Source organism: Streptomyces camponoticapitis (assembly GCF_014646115.1).
In the GTDB taxonomy this organism is placed as follows: Bacteria; Actinomycetota; Actinomycetes; order Streptomycetales; family Streptomycetaceae; genus Streptomyces; species Streptomyces camponoticapitis.
This window is the reverse complement of record NZ_BMMV01000001.1, coordinates 420,159-436,511: the sequence shown is the minus strand read 5'-3', so window position 1 is coordinate 436,511 and position 16,353 is coordinate 420,159. Positions and strand designations below refer to the sequence as shown.

The 16,353-nt window shown below is 68.9% G+C and carries 18 protein-coding genes; 12 read left to right on the top strand and 6 right to left on the bottom strand.

What is annotated here, in order from left to right; translation table 11 throughout:
- Positions 1 to 4 precede the first annotated feature (4 nt).
- The 8 genes from atpE (at position 5) to IEY79_RS01830 (ending at position 6,888) form a co-directional block, all read left to right on the top strand.
- Positions 5 to 229, top strand: a complete 225-nt coding sequence (gene atpE / locus IEY79_RS01865) for an ATP synthase F0 subunit C (protein ID WP_189105445.1) — start codon at positions 5 to 7, stop codon at positions 227 to 229.
- Between the two features lie 43 nt (positions 230 to 272).
- Entirely contained in the window at positions 273 to 827 is a 555-nt protein-coding gene (locus IEY79_RS01860; protein WP_189105444.1) for a F0F1 ATP synthase subunit B, read from the top strand.
- Positions 824 to 1,639 carry a F0F1 ATP synthase subunit delta gene (locus tag IEY79_RS01855; protein ID WP_189105443.1) on the top strand — a complete coding sequence of 272 codons (816 nt, stop codon included), beginning with the start codon at positions 824 to 826 and terminating at the stop codon, positions 1,637 to 1,639. Before IEY79_RS01860 ends, IEY79_RS01855 begins: the two co-directional genes overlap by 4 nt.
- A 158-nt stretch (positions 1,640 to 1,797) precedes the next feature.
- Complete coding sequence (atpA, locus tag IEY79_RS01850) at positions 1,798 to 3,396, top strand: F0F1 ATP synthase subunit alpha (protein ID WP_189105442.1); 1,599 nt, start codon at positions 1,798 to 1,800, stop codon at positions 3,394 to 3,396.
- Positions 3,397 to 3,416: 20 nt separating this feature from the next.
- On the top strand, positions 3,417 to 4,355 hold the full coding sequence (locus IEY79_RS01845; protein ID WP_189105441.1) for a F0F1 ATP synthase subunit gamma: 939 nt from the start codon (positions 3,417 to 3,419) through the stop codon (positions 4,353 to 4,355).
- On the top strand, positions 4,355 to 5,809 hold the full coding sequence (atpD, locus tag IEY79_RS01840) for a F0F1 ATP synthase subunit beta (protein WP_189105440.1): 1,455 nt from the start codon (positions 4,355 to 4,357) through the stop codon (positions 5,807 to 5,809). The genes IEY79_RS01845 and atpD overlap by 1 nt, the downstream gene beginning before the upstream one ends.
- Positions 5,810 to 5,933: 124 nt before the next feature.
- Positions 5,934 to 6,308 (top strand): F0F1 ATP synthase subunit epsilon, encoded by a 375-nt coding sequence (locus IEY79_RS01835; protein WP_189105439.1) that lies wholly within the window; start codon positions 5,934 to 5,936, stop codon positions 6,306 to 6,308.
- Positions 6,309 to 6,441: 133 nt separating this feature from the next.
- Entirely contained in the window at positions 6,442 to 6,888 is a 447-nt protein-coding gene (locus IEY79_RS01830) for a DUF2550 domain-containing protein (RefSeq protein WP_189105438.1), read from the top strand.
- Positions 6,889 to 7,007: 119 nt separating this feature from the next.
- Here IEY79_RS01830 and IEY79_RS01825 read toward each other — a convergent pair whose 3' ends face one another.
- From IEY79_RS01825 to IEY79_RS01815, 3 genes are all read right to left on the bottom strand, one after another.
- A complete protein-coding gene (locus IEY79_RS01825; RefSeq protein WP_373292437.1) occupies positions 7,008 to 8,870 on the bottom strand; it encodes a glycosyl hydrolase family 18 protein in 1,863 nt (620 codons plus the stop codon).
- Positions 8,871 to 9,062: 192 nt separating this feature from the next.
- Positions 9,063 to 9,713, bottom strand: coding sequence for a response regulator (locus tag IEY79_RS01820; RefSeq protein WP_189105437.1), 651 nt, complete (start codon positions 9,711 to 9,713; stop codon positions 9,063 to 9,065).
- The gene (locus tag IEY79_RS01815; protein WP_229700559.1) at positions 9,710 to 10,909 is read right to left on the bottom strand and encodes a sensor histidine kinase; all 1,200 of its coding nucleotides are present in this window, start codon (positions 10,907 to 10,909) and stop codon (positions 9,710 to 9,712) included. Before IEY79_RS01815 ends, IEY79_RS01820 begins: the two co-directional genes overlap by 4 nt.
- A 151-nt stretch (positions 10,910 to 11,060) precedes the next feature.
- On the opposite strand from IEY79_RS01815, the gene IEY79_RS01810 reads away from it, so the two are divergent.
- The gene (locus IEY79_RS01810) at positions 11,061 to 11,642 is read left to right on the top strand and encodes a hypothetical protein (RefSeq protein ID WP_189105435.1); all 582 of its coding nucleotides are present in this window, start codon (positions 11,061 to 11,063) and stop codon (positions 11,640 to 11,642) included.
- Between the two features lie 19 nt (positions 11,643 to 11,661).
- Here the strand turns inward: IEY79_RS01810 and IEY79_RS01805 are convergent, their stop codons facing one another.
- From IEY79_RS01805 to IEY79_RS01795, 3 genes are read right to left on the bottom strand one after another with little or no spacing between them, the layout of a single operon-like run.
- Positions 11,662 to 12,234, bottom strand: coding sequence for a cob(I)yrinic acid a,c-diamide adenosyltransferase (locus tag IEY79_RS01805; protein WP_189105434.1), 573 nt, complete (start codon positions 12,232 to 12,234; stop codon positions 11,662 to 11,664).
- A gap of 44 nt (positions 12,235 to 12,278) precedes the next feature.
- Positions 12,279 to 13,046, bottom strand: a complete 768-nt coding sequence (locus IEY79_RS01800) for an ABC transporter permease (protein WP_229700558.1) — start codon at positions 13,044 to 13,046, stop codon at positions 12,279 to 12,281.
- A 12-nt stretch (positions 13,047 to 13,058) separates the two neighbouring features.
- Positions 13,059 to 13,841, bottom strand: coding sequence for an ABC transporter ATP-binding protein (locus tag IEY79_RS01795; protein WP_189105433.1), 783 nt, complete (start codon positions 13,839 to 13,841; stop codon positions 13,059 to 13,061).
- A gap of 112 nt (positions 13,842 to 13,953) precedes the next feature.
- On the opposite strand from IEY79_RS01795, the gene IEY79_RS01790 reads away from it, so the two are divergent.
- The 3 genes from IEY79_RS01790 (at position 13,954) to IEY79_RS01780 (ending at position 16,114) form a co-directional block, all read left to right on the top strand.
- The gene (locus tag IEY79_RS01790) at positions 13,954 to 14,592 is read left to right on the top strand and encodes a TetR/AcrR family transcriptional regulator (protein WP_189105432.1); all 639 of its coding nucleotides are present in this window, start codon (positions 13,954 to 13,956) and stop codon (positions 14,590 to 14,592) included.
- A 167-nt stretch (positions 14,593 to 14,759) separates the two neighbouring features.
- Positions 14,760 to 15,608 (top strand): 3-hydroxyacyl-CoA dehydrogenase family protein, encoded by an 849-nt coding sequence (locus IEY79_RS01785; protein WP_189105431.1) that lies wholly within the window; start codon positions 14,760 to 14,762, stop codon positions 15,606 to 15,608.
- 182 nt (positions 15,609 to 15,790) lie between these two features.
- Positions 15,791 to 16,114 (top strand): STAS domain-containing protein, encoded by a 324-nt coding sequence (locus tag IEY79_RS01780; protein ID WP_189105430.1) that lies wholly within the window; start codon positions 15,791 to 15,793, stop codon positions 16,112 to 16,114.
- Positions 16,115 to 16,353 lie beyond the last annotated feature (239 nt).

The following is a 16,353-nucleotide window of genomic DNA, read 5'->3' as shown; positions in this document are numbered from 1 at the left end:
TGGCATGTCTCAGTCTCTTGCCGCCGTTGAAGGTTCGCTCAGCTCCGTCGGTTACGGCCTCGCCGCGATCGGCCCCGGCGTCGGCGTCGGCATCATCTTCGGTAACGGCACCCAGGCCCTCGCCCGTCAGCCCGAGGCCGCCGGTCTGATCCGCGCCAACCAGATCCTCGGTTTCGCGTTCTGTGAGGCGCTCGCCCTCATCGGCCTCGTCATGCCGTTCGTCTACTAAGACGGACCACGACGATCAGGTTTCTTAAAGGAAAGGCACTGATGTGAACCCTCTGGTTCAGCTCGCGGCCGAGGAGGAGCAGAACCCGCTCATCCCGCCGATTCCCGAGCTCGTCATCGGCCTGCTCGCTTTTGTCATCGTCTTCGGCCTGCTCGCGTGGAAGCTTCTCCCGAACATCAACAAGGTTCTGGACGAGCGCCGTGAGGCCATCGAAGGCGGCATGGAGAAGGCGGAAGCCGCCAAGACCGAGGCGCAGAGCGTCCTGGAGCAGTACAAGGCCCAGCTCGCCGAGGCGCGTCACGAGGCGGCCCGTCTCCGTCAGGAGGCGACCGAGCAGGGTGCCGTCATCATCCAGGAGATGAAGGCGGAGGGGCAGCGGCAGCGCGAGGAGATCGTCGCCGCGGGCCACGCCCAGATCGAGGCCGACCGCAAGGCGGCCGCCTCGGCGCTGCGACGTGACGTGGGCAAGCTCGCCACGGACCTCGCCGGCAAGCTCGTCGGTGAGTCCCTGGAGGACAGTGCCCGGCAGAGCCGCACCATCGACCGCTTCCTCGACGAACTCGAGGACGGCGCGTCGACCGCGGAGGCAGCACGATGAACGGGGCGAGCCGCGCGGCTCTGGCCGCCGCACGCGAGCGTCTCGACGCGCTGACCGACAACACGTCGGTCGACGCGTCGAAGCTCGCCGAGGAGCTCACCGCCGTCACCGCGCTGCTCCACCGCGAGGTGTCGCTGCGCCGGGTCCTGACCGACCCCGCACGGTCCGGCGAGTCCAAGGCCGACCTGGTCGGCGGACTGCTGCGCGGACAGGTCGGCGGCGAGAGCTCCGACCTGGTCGCAGGCATGGTGCGGTCCCGCTGGTCGCAGCCGCGTGACCTGGTTGACTCGGTGGAGGAGCTGGCGGCCGTCGCCGAGCTCACCGCCGCGCAGCGGGCCGGCGGGCTCGACGAGGTGGAGGACGAGGTGTTCCGGTTCGGCCGGATCGTCGAGTCCAGCACCACACTGCGGGCCGCGCTGACCGATCAGGCGGCGACGGTGTCGGCGAAGACGGAGCTCCTGACCACGCTGCTCGGCGGCCGGGCCAACCCGAGCACCGAGCGTCTGGTCGTGCGCCTCGTCACACACCCCCGTGCACGTAGCCTGGAAGCGGGGCTCCAGACTCTCTCACGGCTCGCCGCGGCGCGCCGGGACCGGCTGGTGGCCGTCGTCACGACGGCGGTGCCCCTCACCGAGGGCCAGAAGCAGCGCCTCGGCGCGGCTCTGACCAGGCTGTACGGTCACCCGATGCATCTGAACCTCGACGTGGACCCCGAGGTCCTCGGCGGAGTCTCGGTCCGCGTCGGCGACGAGGTCGTCAACGGCACGGTCGCGGAGCGTCTCGAAGAGGCGGAACGGCGGCTCGCCGGCTGAGGGCCGACGGTCGGTCTTCGATACCCGATTACAGACACACATACCGAGACCAAGAACTGCGGCCCGGTTGGGCCGTGCAGAAATTGCAGAAGATTCCTGGGGGTCGCCCCCAGACCCCCATAGAACTTCGGGCCCAACAAGGAGAGCAGGGAATCCAGATGGCGGAGCTCACGATCCGGCCGGAGGAGATCCGGGATGCGCTGGAGAACTTTGTCCAGTCGTACAAGCCGGACGCGGCCTCGCGCGAGGAGGTCGGTACGGTCAGCGTTGCCGGTGACGGCATCGCGAAGGTCGAGGGTCTGCCCTCGGCCATGGCGAACGAACTGCTGAAGTTCGAGGACGGGACCCTCGGTCTCGCCCTGAACCTGGAGGAGCGCGAGATCGGCGCGGTCGTCCTCGGTGAGTTCAGCGGTATCGAGGAGGGTCAGCCGGTCACCCGTACCGGCGAGGTGCTCTCCGTCGGCGTCGGCGAGGGTTACCTCGGCCGTGTCGTCGACCCGCTCGGTGCCCCGATCGACGGCCTCGGCGAGATCGCGACCGACGGCCGCCGCGCCCTGGAGCTCCAGGCTCCGGGCGTCATGGTCCGTAAGTCGGTGCACGAGCCGATGCAGACCGGCTACAAGGCCGTCGACTCGATGGTGCCGATCGGCCGCGGCCAGCGTCAGCTGATCATCGGCGACCGCCAGACCGGCAAGACCGCCCTGGCCGTCGACACCATCATCAACCAGCGCGACAACTGGCGCTCGGGCGACGTGAACAAGCAGGTCCGCTGCATCTACGTCGCCATCGGCCAGAAGGGCTCCACCATCGCGTCCGTACGCGGTGCCCTGGAGGAGGCCGGCGCGCTCGAGTACACGACGATCGTCGCCGCCCCGGCGTCCGACCCGGCGGGCTTCAAGTACCTGGCCCCGTACACCGGTTCGGCCATCGGCCAGCACTGGATGTACCAGGGCAAGCACGTCCTGATCATCTTCGACGACCTGTCGAAGCAGGCCGACGCCTACCGCGCCGTCTCGCTGCTGCTGCGCCGCCCGCCGGGCCGTGAGGCCTACCCGGGCGACGTCTTCTACCTGCACTCGCGTCTGCTGGAGCGCTGCGCCAAGCTCTCCGACGACATGGGCGCCGGTTCGATGACGGGCCTGCCCATCGTCGAGACCAAGGCGAACGACGTGTCGGCGTTCATTCCGACCAACGTCATCTCCATCACCGACGGCCAGTGCTTCCTGGAGTCCGACCTGTTCAACGCCGGCCAGCGGCCCGCGCTGAACGTCGGTATCTCGGTCTCCCGAGTCGGTGGCTCCGCCCAGCACCGGGCCATGCGCCAGGTGTCCGGCCGTCTCCGCGTGGACCTCGCCCAGTACCGCGAGCTGGAGGCGTTCGCCGCCTTCGGTTCCGACCTGGACGCCGCGTCGAAGGCCTCGCTCCAGCGTGGTCAGCGCATGGTCGAGCTGCTGAAGCAGCCGCAGTACGCGCCGTACCCCGTCGAGGAGCAGGTCGTCTCGATCTTCGCCGGTACCACCGGAAGGATGGACGACGTCCCGGTCGAGGACATCAGCCGCTTCGAGAGCGAGCTGCTGGAGCACCTGCGCCGCGAGCGCAAGGAGCTGCTGACCAGCATCGCCGAGGGCGGCAAGATGTCGGACGACACGGTCGAGTCCATCGGTGACGCCATCGCCAACTTCAAGAAGCAGTTCGAGACCTCGGACGGCAAGCTTCTGGGCGACGACGCCCCGTCCGGCGTCAACGTCTCCAAGTGACGACGGAAGGGACCTGACTCATGGGAGCCCAGCTCCGGGTCTACAAGCGTCGCATCAAATCCGTCACCGCGACCAAGAAGATCACCAAGGCGATGGAGATGATCGCCGCCTCGCGGATCGTCAAGGCGCAGCGCCAGGTGACGGCCTCGACACCGTACGCGACCGAGCTCACCCGCGCGGTCACGGCGGTGGCGACCGGATCCAACACGAAGCACCCTCTGACCACGGAGGTCGAGGCGCCGGTACGGGCCGCGGTCCTGCTCATCACGAGCGACCGCGGACTGGCGGGCGGCTACTCCTCCAACGCCATCAAGGCGGCGGAGCGGCTCACCGAGCGGCTCAGGAGCGAGGGCAAGGAGGTCGACACGTACATCGTCGGCCGCAAGGGTGTCGCCTACTACGGCTTCCGTGAGCGCAAGGTCACGGACTCGTGGACCGGCTTCACCGACAGTCCGACCTACGCGGACGCGAAGAAGGTCGCCGGACCGCTGATCGAGGCGGTCCAGCGGGACACGGCGGACGGCGGCGTGGACGAACTCCACATCGTCTTCACCGAGTTCTTCTCGATGCTGACGCAGACGCCGGTGGAGAACCGGCTGCTGCCCCTCTCCCTCGCCGACACGGCGGAGGAAGGGGACGACGACAAGGCGGACTCGGCGAAGAAGGACGAGATCCTTCCGCTGTTCGACTTCGAGCCGTCGGCGGAGGACGTCCTCGACGCCCTCCTGCCGCGCTACGTCGAGAGCCGTATCTACAACGCGCTGCTCCAGGCCGCCGCCTCCAAGCACGCGGCCACCCGCCGCGCGATGAAGTCGGCGACCGACAACGCCGGGGACCTCATCAAGAGTCTCTCCCGGCTTGCCAACGCGGCCCGCCAGGCCGAAATCACCCAGGAAATCAGCGAGATCGTCGGTGGCTCCAGTGCCCTGGCCGACGCGACCGCGGGGAGTGAAAAGTAATGACGACCACAGTTGAGGCGGCCACCCCGGGAAGCACGGCCACGGGCCGCGTGTCCCGGGTCATCGGCCCGGTCGTCGACGTGGAGTTCCCCGTCGACGCGATGCCGGAGATCTACAACGCACTGCACGTCGAGGTGGCCGACCCGGCCGAGGACGGCAAGAAGAAGACGCTGACGCTCGAAGTCGCCCAGCACCTGGGTGACGGAGTCGTACGCGCCATCTCGATGCAGCCGACCGACGGTCTGGTCCGCCAGGCCGTGGTGACGGACACCGGCTCCGGCATCTCGGTGCCCGTCGGTGACGTGACCAAGGGCAAGGTGTTCAACACCCTCGGCCAGATCCTGAACGACCCGGACGGCGAGGCTCAGATCACCGAGCGCTGGCCGATCCACCGCAAGGCCCCGGCCTTCGACCAGCTCGAGTCCAAGACCGAGATGTTCGAGACCGGCCTGAAGGTCGTCGACCTGCTGACCCCGTACGTCAAGGGCGGCAAGATCGGTCTCTTCGGTGGAGCGGGCGTCGGCAAGACGGTCCTCATCCAGGAAATGATCATGCGTGTGGCGAAGCTGCACGACGGTGTTTCCGTGTTCGCCGGTGTCGGTGAGCGCACCCGTGAGGGCAACGACCTCATCGACGAGATGACCGAGTCGGGCGTTCTGGACAAGACCGCGCTGGTCTTCGGCCAGATGGACGAGCCGCCGGGCACCCGTCTGCGGGTCGCCCTGTCCGCCCTGACCATGGCGGAGTACTTCCGCGATGTGCAGAAGCAGGACGTGCTGCTCTTCATCGACAACATCTTCCGCTTCACCCAGGCCGGTTCCGAGGTCTCCACGCTGCTCGGCCGTATGCCGTCCGCGGTGGGTTACCAGCCGACCCTGGCGGACGAGATGGGTGTGCTCCAGGAGCGCATCACCTCGACCCGTGGTCACTCGATCACCTCGATGCAGGCGATCTACGTGCCGGCGGACGACCTGACCGACCCGGCCCCGGCCACGACCTTCGCGCACCTCGACGCGACGACCGTGCTGTCGCGTCCGATCTCGGAGAAGGGCATCTACCCGGCGGTCGACCCGCTGGACTCGACGTCCCGCATCCTGGACCCGCGTTACATCTCGCAGGCGCACTACGACGCGGCCAGCCGCGTCAAGGGAATCCTGCAGAAGAACAAGGACCTCCAGGACATCATCGCGATCCTCGGTATCGACGAGCTGGGCGAGGAGGACAAGCTCATCGTCCACCGCGCCCGTCGTGTCGAGCGCTTCCTGTCGCAGAACACCCACGCCGCCAAGCAGTTCACCGGCCTGGACGGATCCGACGTGCCGCTCGACGAGTCGATCTCCGCGTTCAACGCGATCTGCGACGGGGATTACGACCACTTCCCCGAGCAGGCGTTCTTCATGTGCGGTGGTATCGACGACCTGAAGGCGAAGGCCAAGGAGCTCGGCATCTCCTGAGTCCCCGGACTCGACGGCGGGGGGCGGTCCCGTACCGCCCCCCGCCGAACCGCCGAACGTGAACCCCATAGAATCTAGACCGACACCCGGCGACCAAGCCGGGTGGTGACCCGAGGAGCCACCCTTGGCTGCTGAGCTGCACGTCGAGCTGGTCGCCGCGGACCGTAGTGTCTGGTCCGGCGAGGCCACCCTGGTCGTCGCGCGCACCACCTCCGGCGACATCGGCGTCATGCCCGGTCACCAGCCGCTGCTCGGTGTGCTGGAATCGGGCCCCGTGACCATCCGTACGACCGACGGCGGAACGGTCGTCGCCGCTGTGCACGGCGGTTTCCTCTCGTTCGCCGACAACAAGCTTTCGCTGCTCGCGGAGATCGCCGAGCTGGCGGACGAGATCGACGCCCAGCGTGCCGAGCGCGCGCTTGAGCGTGCGAAGTCCGACGACGACGACGCCGCCGAGCGGCGCGCCGATGTCCGGCTTCGCGCTGTGGCGGTGCGTTGACGCACCGCTTCTGGAATTACCCTCAGCCGCGGCCCGTTCTGGAGTCATCCGGACCGGGTCGCGGCTGAGGCGATGCGGAAGCAGTTTCTGTTGGTTCGTGCGGGTTACTCGATAGGCGAGGAGGTCGGTACAGATGGTCCTCGCTCTGCTTGTCTGTGGACTGGTCGTCGTGCTGGTTGCGGTGGGGCTCTTCGTCTTCGGGCTGCGCCGGCGGCTGATCCAGCGGTCCGGCGGGACCTTCGACTGTTCGCTGCGCTGGAACGTGGCGGAGGAGCCGGACACGACCGGCAAGGGCTGGGTGTACGGCGTCGCCCGCTACAGCGGCGACCGGATCAACTGGTTTCGGGTCTTCTCCTACGCGCCGAGGCCCCGTCGCAGCCTTGAGCGCTCGGCCATCGAGGTGCGCGCCCGGCGCGCCCCCGAGGGCGAGGAGGAACTGGCGCTGCTCTCCGACTCCGTCGTGCTCGGCTGTGTCCACAACGGGACGCGCCTGGAGCTGGCGATGAGCGAGGACGCGCTGACCGGCTTCCTCGCCTGGCTGGAGGCGGCGCCGCCCGGCCAGCGGGTGAATGTGGCCTGAGCCTTCGAGATCCTGAGCTTTCGGGACCCTGAGCCTTCCGGGGCTTTCGGGGCGGTACGGACAACGACGAGGGGGACGGTGCCGGTGGGCACCGTCCCCCTCGCCCTATGAGCGGTGTGCTACCGCAGACCGTTGCTGATCGCGGTCACCAGTTCGCCGTTCGCGGTGTCACCGGTGAAGTCCCAGAAGAACGCTCCGCCGAGGCCCTGGCTCTTCGCCCAGGTCATCTTCGAGGCGATCGTCGCCGGGGTGTCGTAGCTCCACCAGTTGCTGCCGCACTTCGCGTACGCGGTGCCGCCGACGGTGCCGGTGACCGGGCAGGTGTTCTTGAGGACCTTGTAGTCCTCGATGCCCGCCTCGTACGTGCCGGGCGCCGCGCCCGTCGCGCTGCCGCCCGGAGCGGCCTGCGTGACGCCGGTCCAGCCGCGTCCGTAGAAGCCGATGCCGAGGAGCAGCTTCTTGGCCGGTACGCCCTGCGCCTTGTACTTGGCGATCGCGTCGGCCGAGTTGAAGCCGGCCTGCGGGATGCCCGGGTACGAGGTGAGCGGGGAGTGCGGGGCCGTGGGGCCCTGCGCGGCGAAGGCGCCGAAGAAGTCGTACGTCATGACGTTGAGCCAGTTCATGTACTGCGAGGCGCCGGCGTAGTCGGTGGCGTCGATCTTGCCGCCGCTGGAGGCATCGGCGGTGACCGCCGCGGTGACCAGGTAGTTGGCACCGAACTTGGCCCGCATGGCCTGCATCATGTTCTTCATGGCCGCGGGACCGCTGGTGTCACAGCTCAGACCGCAGGAGTTCGGGTACTCCCAGTCCAGGTCGATGCCGTCGAAGACATCGGCCCAGCGCGGGTCCTCGACCAGGTCGTAGCAGGACTGCGCGAAGGCGGCCGGGTTCTTCACCGCGTCACCGAAGCCGCCGGACCAGGTCCAGCCGCCGAAGGACCAGAGGACCTTGATGTTCGGGTTGGCGGCCTTGAGCTTGCGCAGCTGGTTGAAGTTGCCGCGCAGCGGCTGGTCCCAGGTGTCGGCGACGCCGTCGACGGACTGGTCGGCGGTGTACGCCTTGTCGTAGGCGGCGTAGCTGTCACCGATGGTGCACTTGCCGCCCTGGACGTTGCCGAACGAGTAGTTGATGTGGGTGATCTTCGAGGCGCTGCCGGAGGTCACCACGTTCTTGACGTGGTAGTTGCGGTCGTAGACGCCCCACTCGGTGAAGTAGCCGAGCTTGACCTGGTCGCCGGGCGGGGTGCCCGGGTCCGTGCCGCCGCCGGTGGTCCTGACGGCGACCGAGCCGCTGACCGGTCCGGTCTGGTCGGCCGTGTCACGCGCCTGGACGCTGTACGAGTAGCTGGTGCCCGCGGTCAGGCCGGTGTTCGTGTATGTCGTACCGGTGACCGTGGCGATCTTCGTACCGTCCCGCAGGACGTCGTAGTTCTTGATGCCCTTGTCGTCGGTGGCGGCGCTCCAGCTGAGCTTCGCCGACGTGTTCGTGATCTCGCTCGCGGTGGGCGTGCCCGGGGCGGTGGGGGCCGAGTCGCCCGGGACGCTGCCGCCGTCGCAGGAGAGGCCGTTGAGCTTGCAGTTGGCCGGGGAGCCGGAGCCCGAGCCGGTGCCGTTGAAGCCGAAGGTGACCGAGGCGCCCGGGTTGAGGGTGCCGTTCCAGCCCACGTTCTTGGCGGTCCAGTGGTTGGTGCCGCTCTTGGTGACCGTGGCGTCCCAGGCGGAGCCGACGCCGGTGCCGGCGGGGAAGTCCCACTCGACGGTCCAGGAGGTGAGGGTCGTGGTGCCGGTGTTCTTCACCGTCCACGAGCCCTCGAAGCCGGTGCCCCAGTCGGACTTCTTGGTGTACGTGGCGGTCGCCGATGTGGCGGCCTCGGCGGGGGAGGCCAGGCCGACCATGGCGGCGAGGGGGAGGAGGAGTGCGGTCAGCGCCGCGACGGATCTGGATCTGAATCTGGTTCTTCGGACGGACGTCTTCGTGCTCAAGGGGTACTCCTCGAGTGAGTTCGGAGCAGTTCGGGGATGGTCCGGGTGGTCCGTGAGACCCGACTTTCGCGACAGCTCGCGCACTAGTCAGTGGCGTGAGAGTAAGGAGGTCTGGACCAATCGTCAATAGGTCCAGACCAAAGGCGCGGCCGGTTGGTATGCCACCTGGTACGTCCCCCGACCGGGGTCCGTTCAGATCCCCAACTCTTGCGCCAGCAGGCCCGCTTGCACCCGGCTGCGCAGGTCAAGCTTGCCCAGCAGCCTGCTCACATGCGTCTTGACCGTCGCCTCCGCCATGTTGAGCCGTACCGCGATCTCGGCGTTCGACAGCCCGTCGCCCAGACTCGACAGCACCTCCCGCTCGCGGCGGGTGAGCACGTCCAGGACGGAGGGATCCGGTGCGTCCGGCGACGGTACGGTCCTGGGCGAGGCGAACTCCGCGATCAGCCGGCGCGTCACGGCGGGCGCGATCAGCCCCTCGCCGCTCGCCACCGTCCGCACCGCGTCGATCAGGTCCTTCGCCTCGGTGTTCTTCAGCAGAAACCCGGACGCCCCGGCGCGCAGCGCGCCGAAGACGTACTCGTCGAGGTCGAACGTCGTCAGGACGAGCACGTCGGCCAGCTTCTCGCCGACCACCTGCCGGGTCGCCGACACCCCGTCGAGCCGGGGCATCTGCACATCCATCAGCACCAGGTCCGGGCGGAGTTCACGGGCCAGCCGGACGGCCTCCTCGCCGTCCCCCGCCTCGCCGACGACCTCGATCTCCGGCGAGCTGCGCAGGATCAGCACCAGCCCCGCGCGTACCGCCGACTGGTCCTCGGCCACCAGAACCCGGATCGTCATGAGGCGCCGCCCCTCTCCTCGACGGGCAATTCCGCCCGTACCCGCCAGATCTTCGTGCCGGCGGCGTCGTCCGCCGTGACCGGTCCCGCCTCGAACTCGCCGTTCAGCAGCGCGACACGCTCGCGCATCCCGACCAGCCCGGCGCCGGAGCCCGGCGCGCGGGGGCCCGGCCGGTCGCCGTACGGGCTGACGACCTCGACGCGCAGAGCGCGCCGCGAGCGATCCAGTGACACCGTCACCAGGCCCCGCGGCCCGTGCTTGAGGGCGTTGGTCAGCGATTCCTGGACGATGCGGTACGCGGCCATCTCGACCGGCGCGGGCAGCGGTGCGTCCCCGCCCCGCCGGTCCTCCAGCGCGAAAGTCAGCCCGCTGGACGAGCCGTTCGTCCGCGCCTGCTCCACGAGCGAGTCGAGCGCCCTCAGTGTCGGCGCCGGGACCGGGTCCCGGTCCTCGCCGACGTCCCGCAGCAGCCCGATCAGCCGTCGCATCTCGGCCAGTCCCGCGACGCTGTTCTCACGGATCACCGCCAGCGCGTCCTTCGTGGTCCGCGCGTCGTCGAGGGAGAGCGCGGCGGTGGAGTGGATCGCGATGGCCGACAGATGGTTGGCGACCATGTCGTGCAGCTCCCGTGCCATCCGGGCGCGCTCGGCCGTCACGGCCTGCGTGCGGTCCATCTCCGCCAGCAGCGCGGTCTGTTCGGCCCGCAGCCGGGCGGCCTCGGCGGCGTCCCGGTGGTCGCGCACCAGCACACCGGTGAAGGCCGGGGCGATACCGATCGCCGCGGCGATCACCCCGAGCAGCAGTCCCTCGGGAGAGCGCAGCCGGCTCAGGGCAGCGACGGTGAGGACGACCGTGAGCAGCACCGTGCCCCAGGGGATACGACGGGCGGCGGACGGGCTGCCGTAGAGCACCGCCGCGTACACGATGTCCGTGAACATGGCGATCGTGGCCACACTGCCCAGCGTGAACTGGTCGGCGACCAGGGCCAAGGTGGCGACGAGCAGGGCCGTGAGGGGCGCGCTCCGGCGTACCAGCTCCGTCAGTGAGATGGCGACGAGAGGCACCAGCACCCACGGTCCGGGCAGTCCGCGGCCGCCCTGGGTGTGCAGTCCGAGCGCCCACAGCAGGACACCGCCCAGCAGGCCGGCGGCCGAGATCAGGACGTCCTCGCGGTGCGGGCGGGGAAAGGCGGTCACCCCACCATCAAACACGGCGCCGTGGACCGGCACCTCCACGTACCGGCCGAGGTGGCGGTACATCGAAGGATGCAGTCACGGTTCGTCACTGCCGACGACGATCGGCGCCCGGACGGGCGGGAGGCTTGGAGTGAGCCGGAAGGGGGCTGTCGTGATCGTCACGCTGATCATCATCTGCGAGGTCGGATTCTGGGTACTGCTGGGCCTTGGCCTCTCCTTGCGCTACTTCGCCGGAATGCGGCGCACGTCGGTCGCGGTGCTGCTGTGCGAACCGCTGCTGGAGGTCCTGCTGCTTGTCGTGACCGCGATCGACCTCAAGAACGGCGCCGAACCCGACTGGAAGCACGGGCTCGCGGCGGTCTACATCGGATTCTCGGTGGCCCTCGGTCCGGAGCTGATCAGGTGGGCCGACGCGCGCTTCGCCCACCGCTTCGCCGACGGCCCGCCGCCGGTGCGGCCGCCGAAGTACGGCAAGGCGCGCGCGGTCCACGAGTGGAAGACCGCGGCCCGCTGGATCGTGGCGTCGGCCATCGCCGTCGTTCTGCTCCAGGCCGCGGTCTGGTACGTCGGCCCGGAGGGGGAGATCGGCTCACTGCGGATGTGGCAGCAGAAGATGATTTTCCTGATCGGCATCAATCTGGTGTGGGCCACCAGCTACACGCTCTTCCCGAAGAAGGACCCGGGCGGGCCCGCCCCGGTGGGGGAGTCCAGGTCCTACAGCGACACGCCCTAGGGTCTGTCGTGCCGGGCGGCTAGCGCTCGCCGCCCGGCACCCACAGCACGTCTCCGACCTCCTTGTTGGCCACCCTGGCCAGGATGAACAGAAGGTCGGAGAGCCGGTTGAGATACGTCGCCGTCAGCGGGTTCATGGTCTCCCCGTGCGTCTCGAACGCCGTCCACGTCGAGCGCTCCGCGCGCCGTACGACGGTGCACGCCTGGTGCAGCAGCGCCGCCCCCGCCGTACCGCCCGGCAGGATGAAGCTCCGCAGCTTCTCGACCTCCTCCAGGAAGAGGTCGCAGTCCGACTCCAGCTTGTCGATGTACGGCTGCTCGACCCGCAGCGGCGGGTACTCCGGTGCCTCGACGACCGGGGTGGAGAGGTCGGCGCCGACGTCGAAGAGGTCGTTCTGCACCCGGACGAGGACCTTCACGATGTCGTCTCTGAGCTGTCCCAGCGCGATCGCCGTACCGATGACGGCGTTCGCCTCGTTGGCGTCGGCGTAGGCGCCGATCCGCGGATCGGTCTTGGCGGTACGGCTCATGTCGCCGAGCGCCGTGGTGCCCTTGTCGCCGGTGCGGGTGTAGATACGCGTCAGATTGACCATGGGCCCAGCCTAGGCGTCGAGCGGGCCCTCGGTGGGCGGCGCGGTCAGGCGCCGGCCCCGCGGAACACCCGGGTGCCGACCGTCGTCGACAGCAGCGCGAGGGCCGCCGCCACCAGCGCGCCGTACAGCATCGCGCCGCTCGCGTAGTCGCCCACGTAACCCGCCCGTACGGCGTCCACCAGGTACCGCAGCGGCACGATGTGCGACAGCGTGTCCAGCCAGCCCGGCGCCAGCGTCATCGGCAGCACCAGTCCGGACAGCAGCATCACCGGCATCGTCAACGCGTTGATGACGGGACCGAACTCCTGCGGTGTGGAGACCTTCATCGCCAGCGCGTACGAGAGCGAGGCCAGCGCCGCTGCCAGGACGGCGACGAAGACGAACCCGATGAGGATCCCGCCCAGCGGTGCCCGCAGCCCCATCGCCACCGCGGCGAGGACCAGCAGCACGGACTGGAAGACGAAGAGCGCCGCGTCGCGCAGCACTCTCCCCAGGAGCAGGGCGAGCCGGCTCACCGGCGTCACCCGCATGCGTTCGAGGACCCCGGTCTGCTTCTCGACGAGTATCGCGAAGCCCGCGAACGAGGCACCGAGCAGGGCGAGTTGGAGCAGCAGCCCGGGGACCAGGATCTGCCAGGAGTCCGTCTTCCCGCCGAGCGGGAGATCGGTCAGCAGGGGTCCGAAGAAGAACAGGAACAGCAGCGGCATCAGGACGCCGAAGAGGATCTGGAACTTGGAGCGCAGGGTCTGACGGGCGTACCGACCGAAGACCAGCGCGGTGTCCGGGACCAGGGACGAGGGGAGCGGGGACACGGCGGGAGCCTCCTAGACGGCTACGGGAAGGGTGTCGTCCGGCGCGGGGGCGCGCCCGGTGATCGCGAGGAAGGCGGACTGGAGCGAGGCGCCGGGGGAGCCGCCGTACGTCCGCTTCAGCTCGGCGGGTGTGCCCTCGGCCGCCACCACGCCCCGGTCGACGACCACCAGCCGGTCGGAGAGTTCGTCGGCCTCGTCGAGGTAGTGCGTGGTGAGGAAGACGGTCGTGCCGTGCTCCTCGCGGATCCGGCGGACCAGGTCCCACAGACCGGCCCTGCTGCCGGGATCGAGGCCGGTGGTCGGCTCGTCCAGGAACAGCACCTCGGGGCGGTGGGTCAGCCCCATCGCGATGTCCAGGCGCCGGCGCTGGCCGCCGGAGAGCGCCGCGCACTTGCGGTCGAGCAGCTCTGACAGATCGAGTTCGTACGCCAACTCCTCGGCGCGGAGGGCGGCTTCGGCCTTCGTCAGCCGGTAGAGCCGGGCCTGGGTGACCAGTTCCTCGCGTACGGAGACGTACGGGTCGACGCCGCCGGCCTGCGCCACGTAACCGATCCTGCGCCGCACCCGCGCGGGCTCCCGGGCGAGGTCGAACCCGGCGACCGTCGCCGCGCCGCCGGTGGGCGCCAGCAGTGTCGTGAGCATCCGCAGCGTGGTGGTCTTGCCCGCCCCGTTGGGACCGAGGAAGCCGAGGATCTCCCCGGCCCGCACGGTCAGGTCGATGCCGCGCACCGCCTCGACGGTGCCCTGCTTCGTGGAGAAGGACCGGGCGAGCCCGGCTGTACTGATGATTGCCATGGCCCCAGAAAAACAGAGTCACTTAAATTTTGCAACGACCCCAAAAATGCAGTGACTCAAGCAGGATGCCGGCGCGGGCGGCCGGTGCGATCCGCGTTCTACAGTGAGGGGCATGTCCGAAGGGCTCAGGGAGCGCAAGAAGCGCCAGACCAGGCAGTACATCTCCGATGTCGCCACCCATCTGTTCATCGAGCGCGGCTTCGACGCGGTGACCATCGCCGAGGTCGCCGAGGCCTCGGACGTCTCCGTCAACACGGTCTACAACTACTTCTCGACGAAGGAAGACCTCTTCCTCGACCGCAGCAGGGGCATCGTCGACCGGCTCTCCCGGTTCGTACGCGCGCGCGACGCCGGCGAGTCGGCCGCCGACGCGGTCCTGCGCGAACTGCGGGAACTGACCGAGACCGTGTCGCCCACCATCGGACTGCACAGCGGATACGACCGCTTCATGAAGGTCGTCCGGGAATCGCACTCACTCCAGTCCCGCCTCCTCTCCATCCAGCAGGAGGTTCTGGACAACCTGGAGCGGACGCTCCGCGGGGAGACCGGAGCCGACGCCGCCGACACCCTGCCCACCCTGGTGGCCGGTCAGCTCGCCTGGGCCCACGGGACGCTCATGGCGTTCGTCGCCCGCCGCATGCTCGAAGGCCGGACCGTCGAGGAGACCTCGCGGGAAGCCCTCGCACTGCTGGACGACATCGAGGAAGTGCTGGGTGAAAAGGTGCTCAAGTACGCGGTACGGCAAGGCTGATGAGCCCTGTCGGCACGCCTGCGGATGTGATGTCCGTCATGTGAGACGTGACGCGCATCTCTTCGTCACCACAGCGCAGCTCACGACCGATAGCCTCCGGCAGAGAAGGAATGTAAAGCGCGTGTTAAGCCGCGCGTGGGTCCGCAGCGGAAATCAAGGGGTACGTCGTGGCCAGGAAGCTCGCCGTCATCGGGGCCGGACTCATGGGGTCCGGAATCGCGCAGGTCTCGGCCCAGGCCGGCTGGGACGTCGTGCTGCGAGATGTGACCGACGAGGCCCTGACCCGTGGCAGGGAAGCGATCCGCGCCAGTTACGCCAAGTTCGTCACCAAGGGCAAGCTTGAGGAGGCGGACGCGGACGCCGCGCTCGCCCGGATCACCACGACCACCGACCTGGACGCCGCGGCCGACGCCGACATCGTCGTCGAGGCCGTCTTCGAGAAGCTCGACATCAAGCACGAGATCTTCCGGACCCTCGACAAGCTCGTACGCGACGACACCGTCCTCGCCTCCAACACCTCGGCCATCCCGATCACCAAGATCGCCGCGGCGACGCAGCGCCCCGAACGGGTCGTGGGCGCGCACTTCTTCTCGCCCGTACCGATGATGAACCTCTGCGAACTGGTACGCGGCTACAAGACAAGCGACGAAACCCTCGCCACCACACGGGAGTTCGCCGAATCCGTCGGCAAGACCTGCATCGTCGTCAACCGTGACGTCGCGGGCTTCGTCACCACCCGTCTGATCACCGCCCTCGTCGTCGAGGCCGCCAGGCTCCAGGAGTCCGGCGTCGCGACGGCCGAGGACATCGACATCGCGTGCAAGCTCGGCTTCGGGCACGCCATGGGGCCGCTCGCCACCGCCGACCTCACGGGCATCGACATCCTGCTGCACGCCGCTGACAACATCTACACCGAGTCGCAGGACGAGAAGTTCGCGGCGCCCGAGCTGATGCGCCGGATGGTGGACGCGGGTGACATCGGGCGCAAGAGCGGGCAGGGCTTCTACAAGCACTGACCGCGTTCGGTGGGCACCGGGCCACATCGACCGCTGAGCCCTCACTCCACCGGGTGAATTCGGTATCAGTTCGCTCACGGACGGCAACTTCCTCGGCCGCGCGGCTGTCAGTTGTTGCACAAAGACATTGCACGAACACAGAGAAGACCGACGCGGAGCACGTAAGCATTCGGGGAGAGCGTATGTACATCAGGGGCGACCACGCCGAGCTGGTCGTCGAGGGCCGCCTCGACGTCCGCAGCGCGGCGGACGCCCGTACGGTCCTGCACACGGCCGTCGACGACGGAGCCGGCGACCTCGTGCTCGATCTGACCGGACTGGATTCCTGGGACGCCACGGGCCTCGGCGTCATCATGGGCGCGCACCGGCGGGCCGGCCGCTGCGGTCGCAGACTCGTACTGCGCGGTGTGCCCGCGCAGATGCAGCGCCTTCTGGTGGCCACCCGGCTGCACCGCATCCTCGCCATCGAGGGCGGCATCGCAGCAGAATCGCTTCCGCGCGTCTGACCCTTCCGAACCGACCGGCCCTCCGGCAGCGCCCGCGGAGCCACGTCGCATCCGCGGAGCCACGCACAATCCTCACGAGACCGTGACGTCTCGGACGAGGCGGCACCCCGCCTGTTCCTGGATACTGTGCGGAGGTTTAGGGTTTCGGCCGTCGGCCGACCCACACGGCGGGCACCGGACCAGAAGTGACAACGGGGTGTGCGAGGCCGGGAGAGCAACCGCACGCCACGATCTGGGGG

Coding starts and splice junctions, on each gene's coding strand:
- IEY79_RS01805 (WP_189105434.1), bottom strand. CDS start 12,234: ATGGTCAATCTGACGCGTATCTACACCCGCACCGGCGACAAGGGCACC.
- IEY79_RS01845 (WP_189105441.1), top strand. CDS start 3,417: ATGGGAGCCCAGCTCCGGGTCTACAAGCGTCGCATCAAATCCGTCACC.
- atpD (WP_189105440.1), top strand. CDS start 4,355: ATGACGACCACAGTTGAGGCGGCCACCCCGGGAAGCACGGCCACGGGC.
- IEY79_RS01855 (WP_189105443.1), top strand. CDS start 824: ATGAACGGGGCGAGCCGCGCGGCTCTGGCCGCCGCACGCGAGCGTCTC.
- IEY79_RS01790 (WP_189105432.1), top strand. CDS start 13,954: ATGTCCGAAGGGCTCAGGGAGCGCAAGAAGCGCCAGACCAGGCAGTAC.
- atpE (WP_189105445.1), top strand. CDS start 5: ATGTCTCAGTCTCTTGCCGCCGTTGAAGGTTCGCTCAGCTCCGTCGGT.
- IEY79_RS01820 (WP_189105437.1), bottom strand. CDS start 9,713: ATGACGATCCGGGTTCTGGTGGCCGAGGACCAGTCGGCGGTACGCGCG.
- IEY79_RS01830 (WP_189105438.1), top strand. CDS start 6,442: ATGGTCCTCGCTCTGCTTGTCTGTGGACTGGTCGTCGTGCTGGTTGCG.
- atpA (WP_189105442.1), top strand. CDS start 1,798: ATGGCGGAGCTCACGATCCGGCCGGAGGAGATCCGGGATGCGCTGGAG.
- IEY79_RS01795 (WP_189105433.1), bottom strand. CDS start 13,841: ATGGCAATCATCAGTACAGCCGGGCTCGCCCGGTCCTTCTCCACGAAG.
- IEY79_RS01780 (WP_189105430.1), top strand. CDS start 15,791: ATGTACATCAGGGGCGACCACGCCGAGCTGGTCGTCGAGGGCCGCCTC.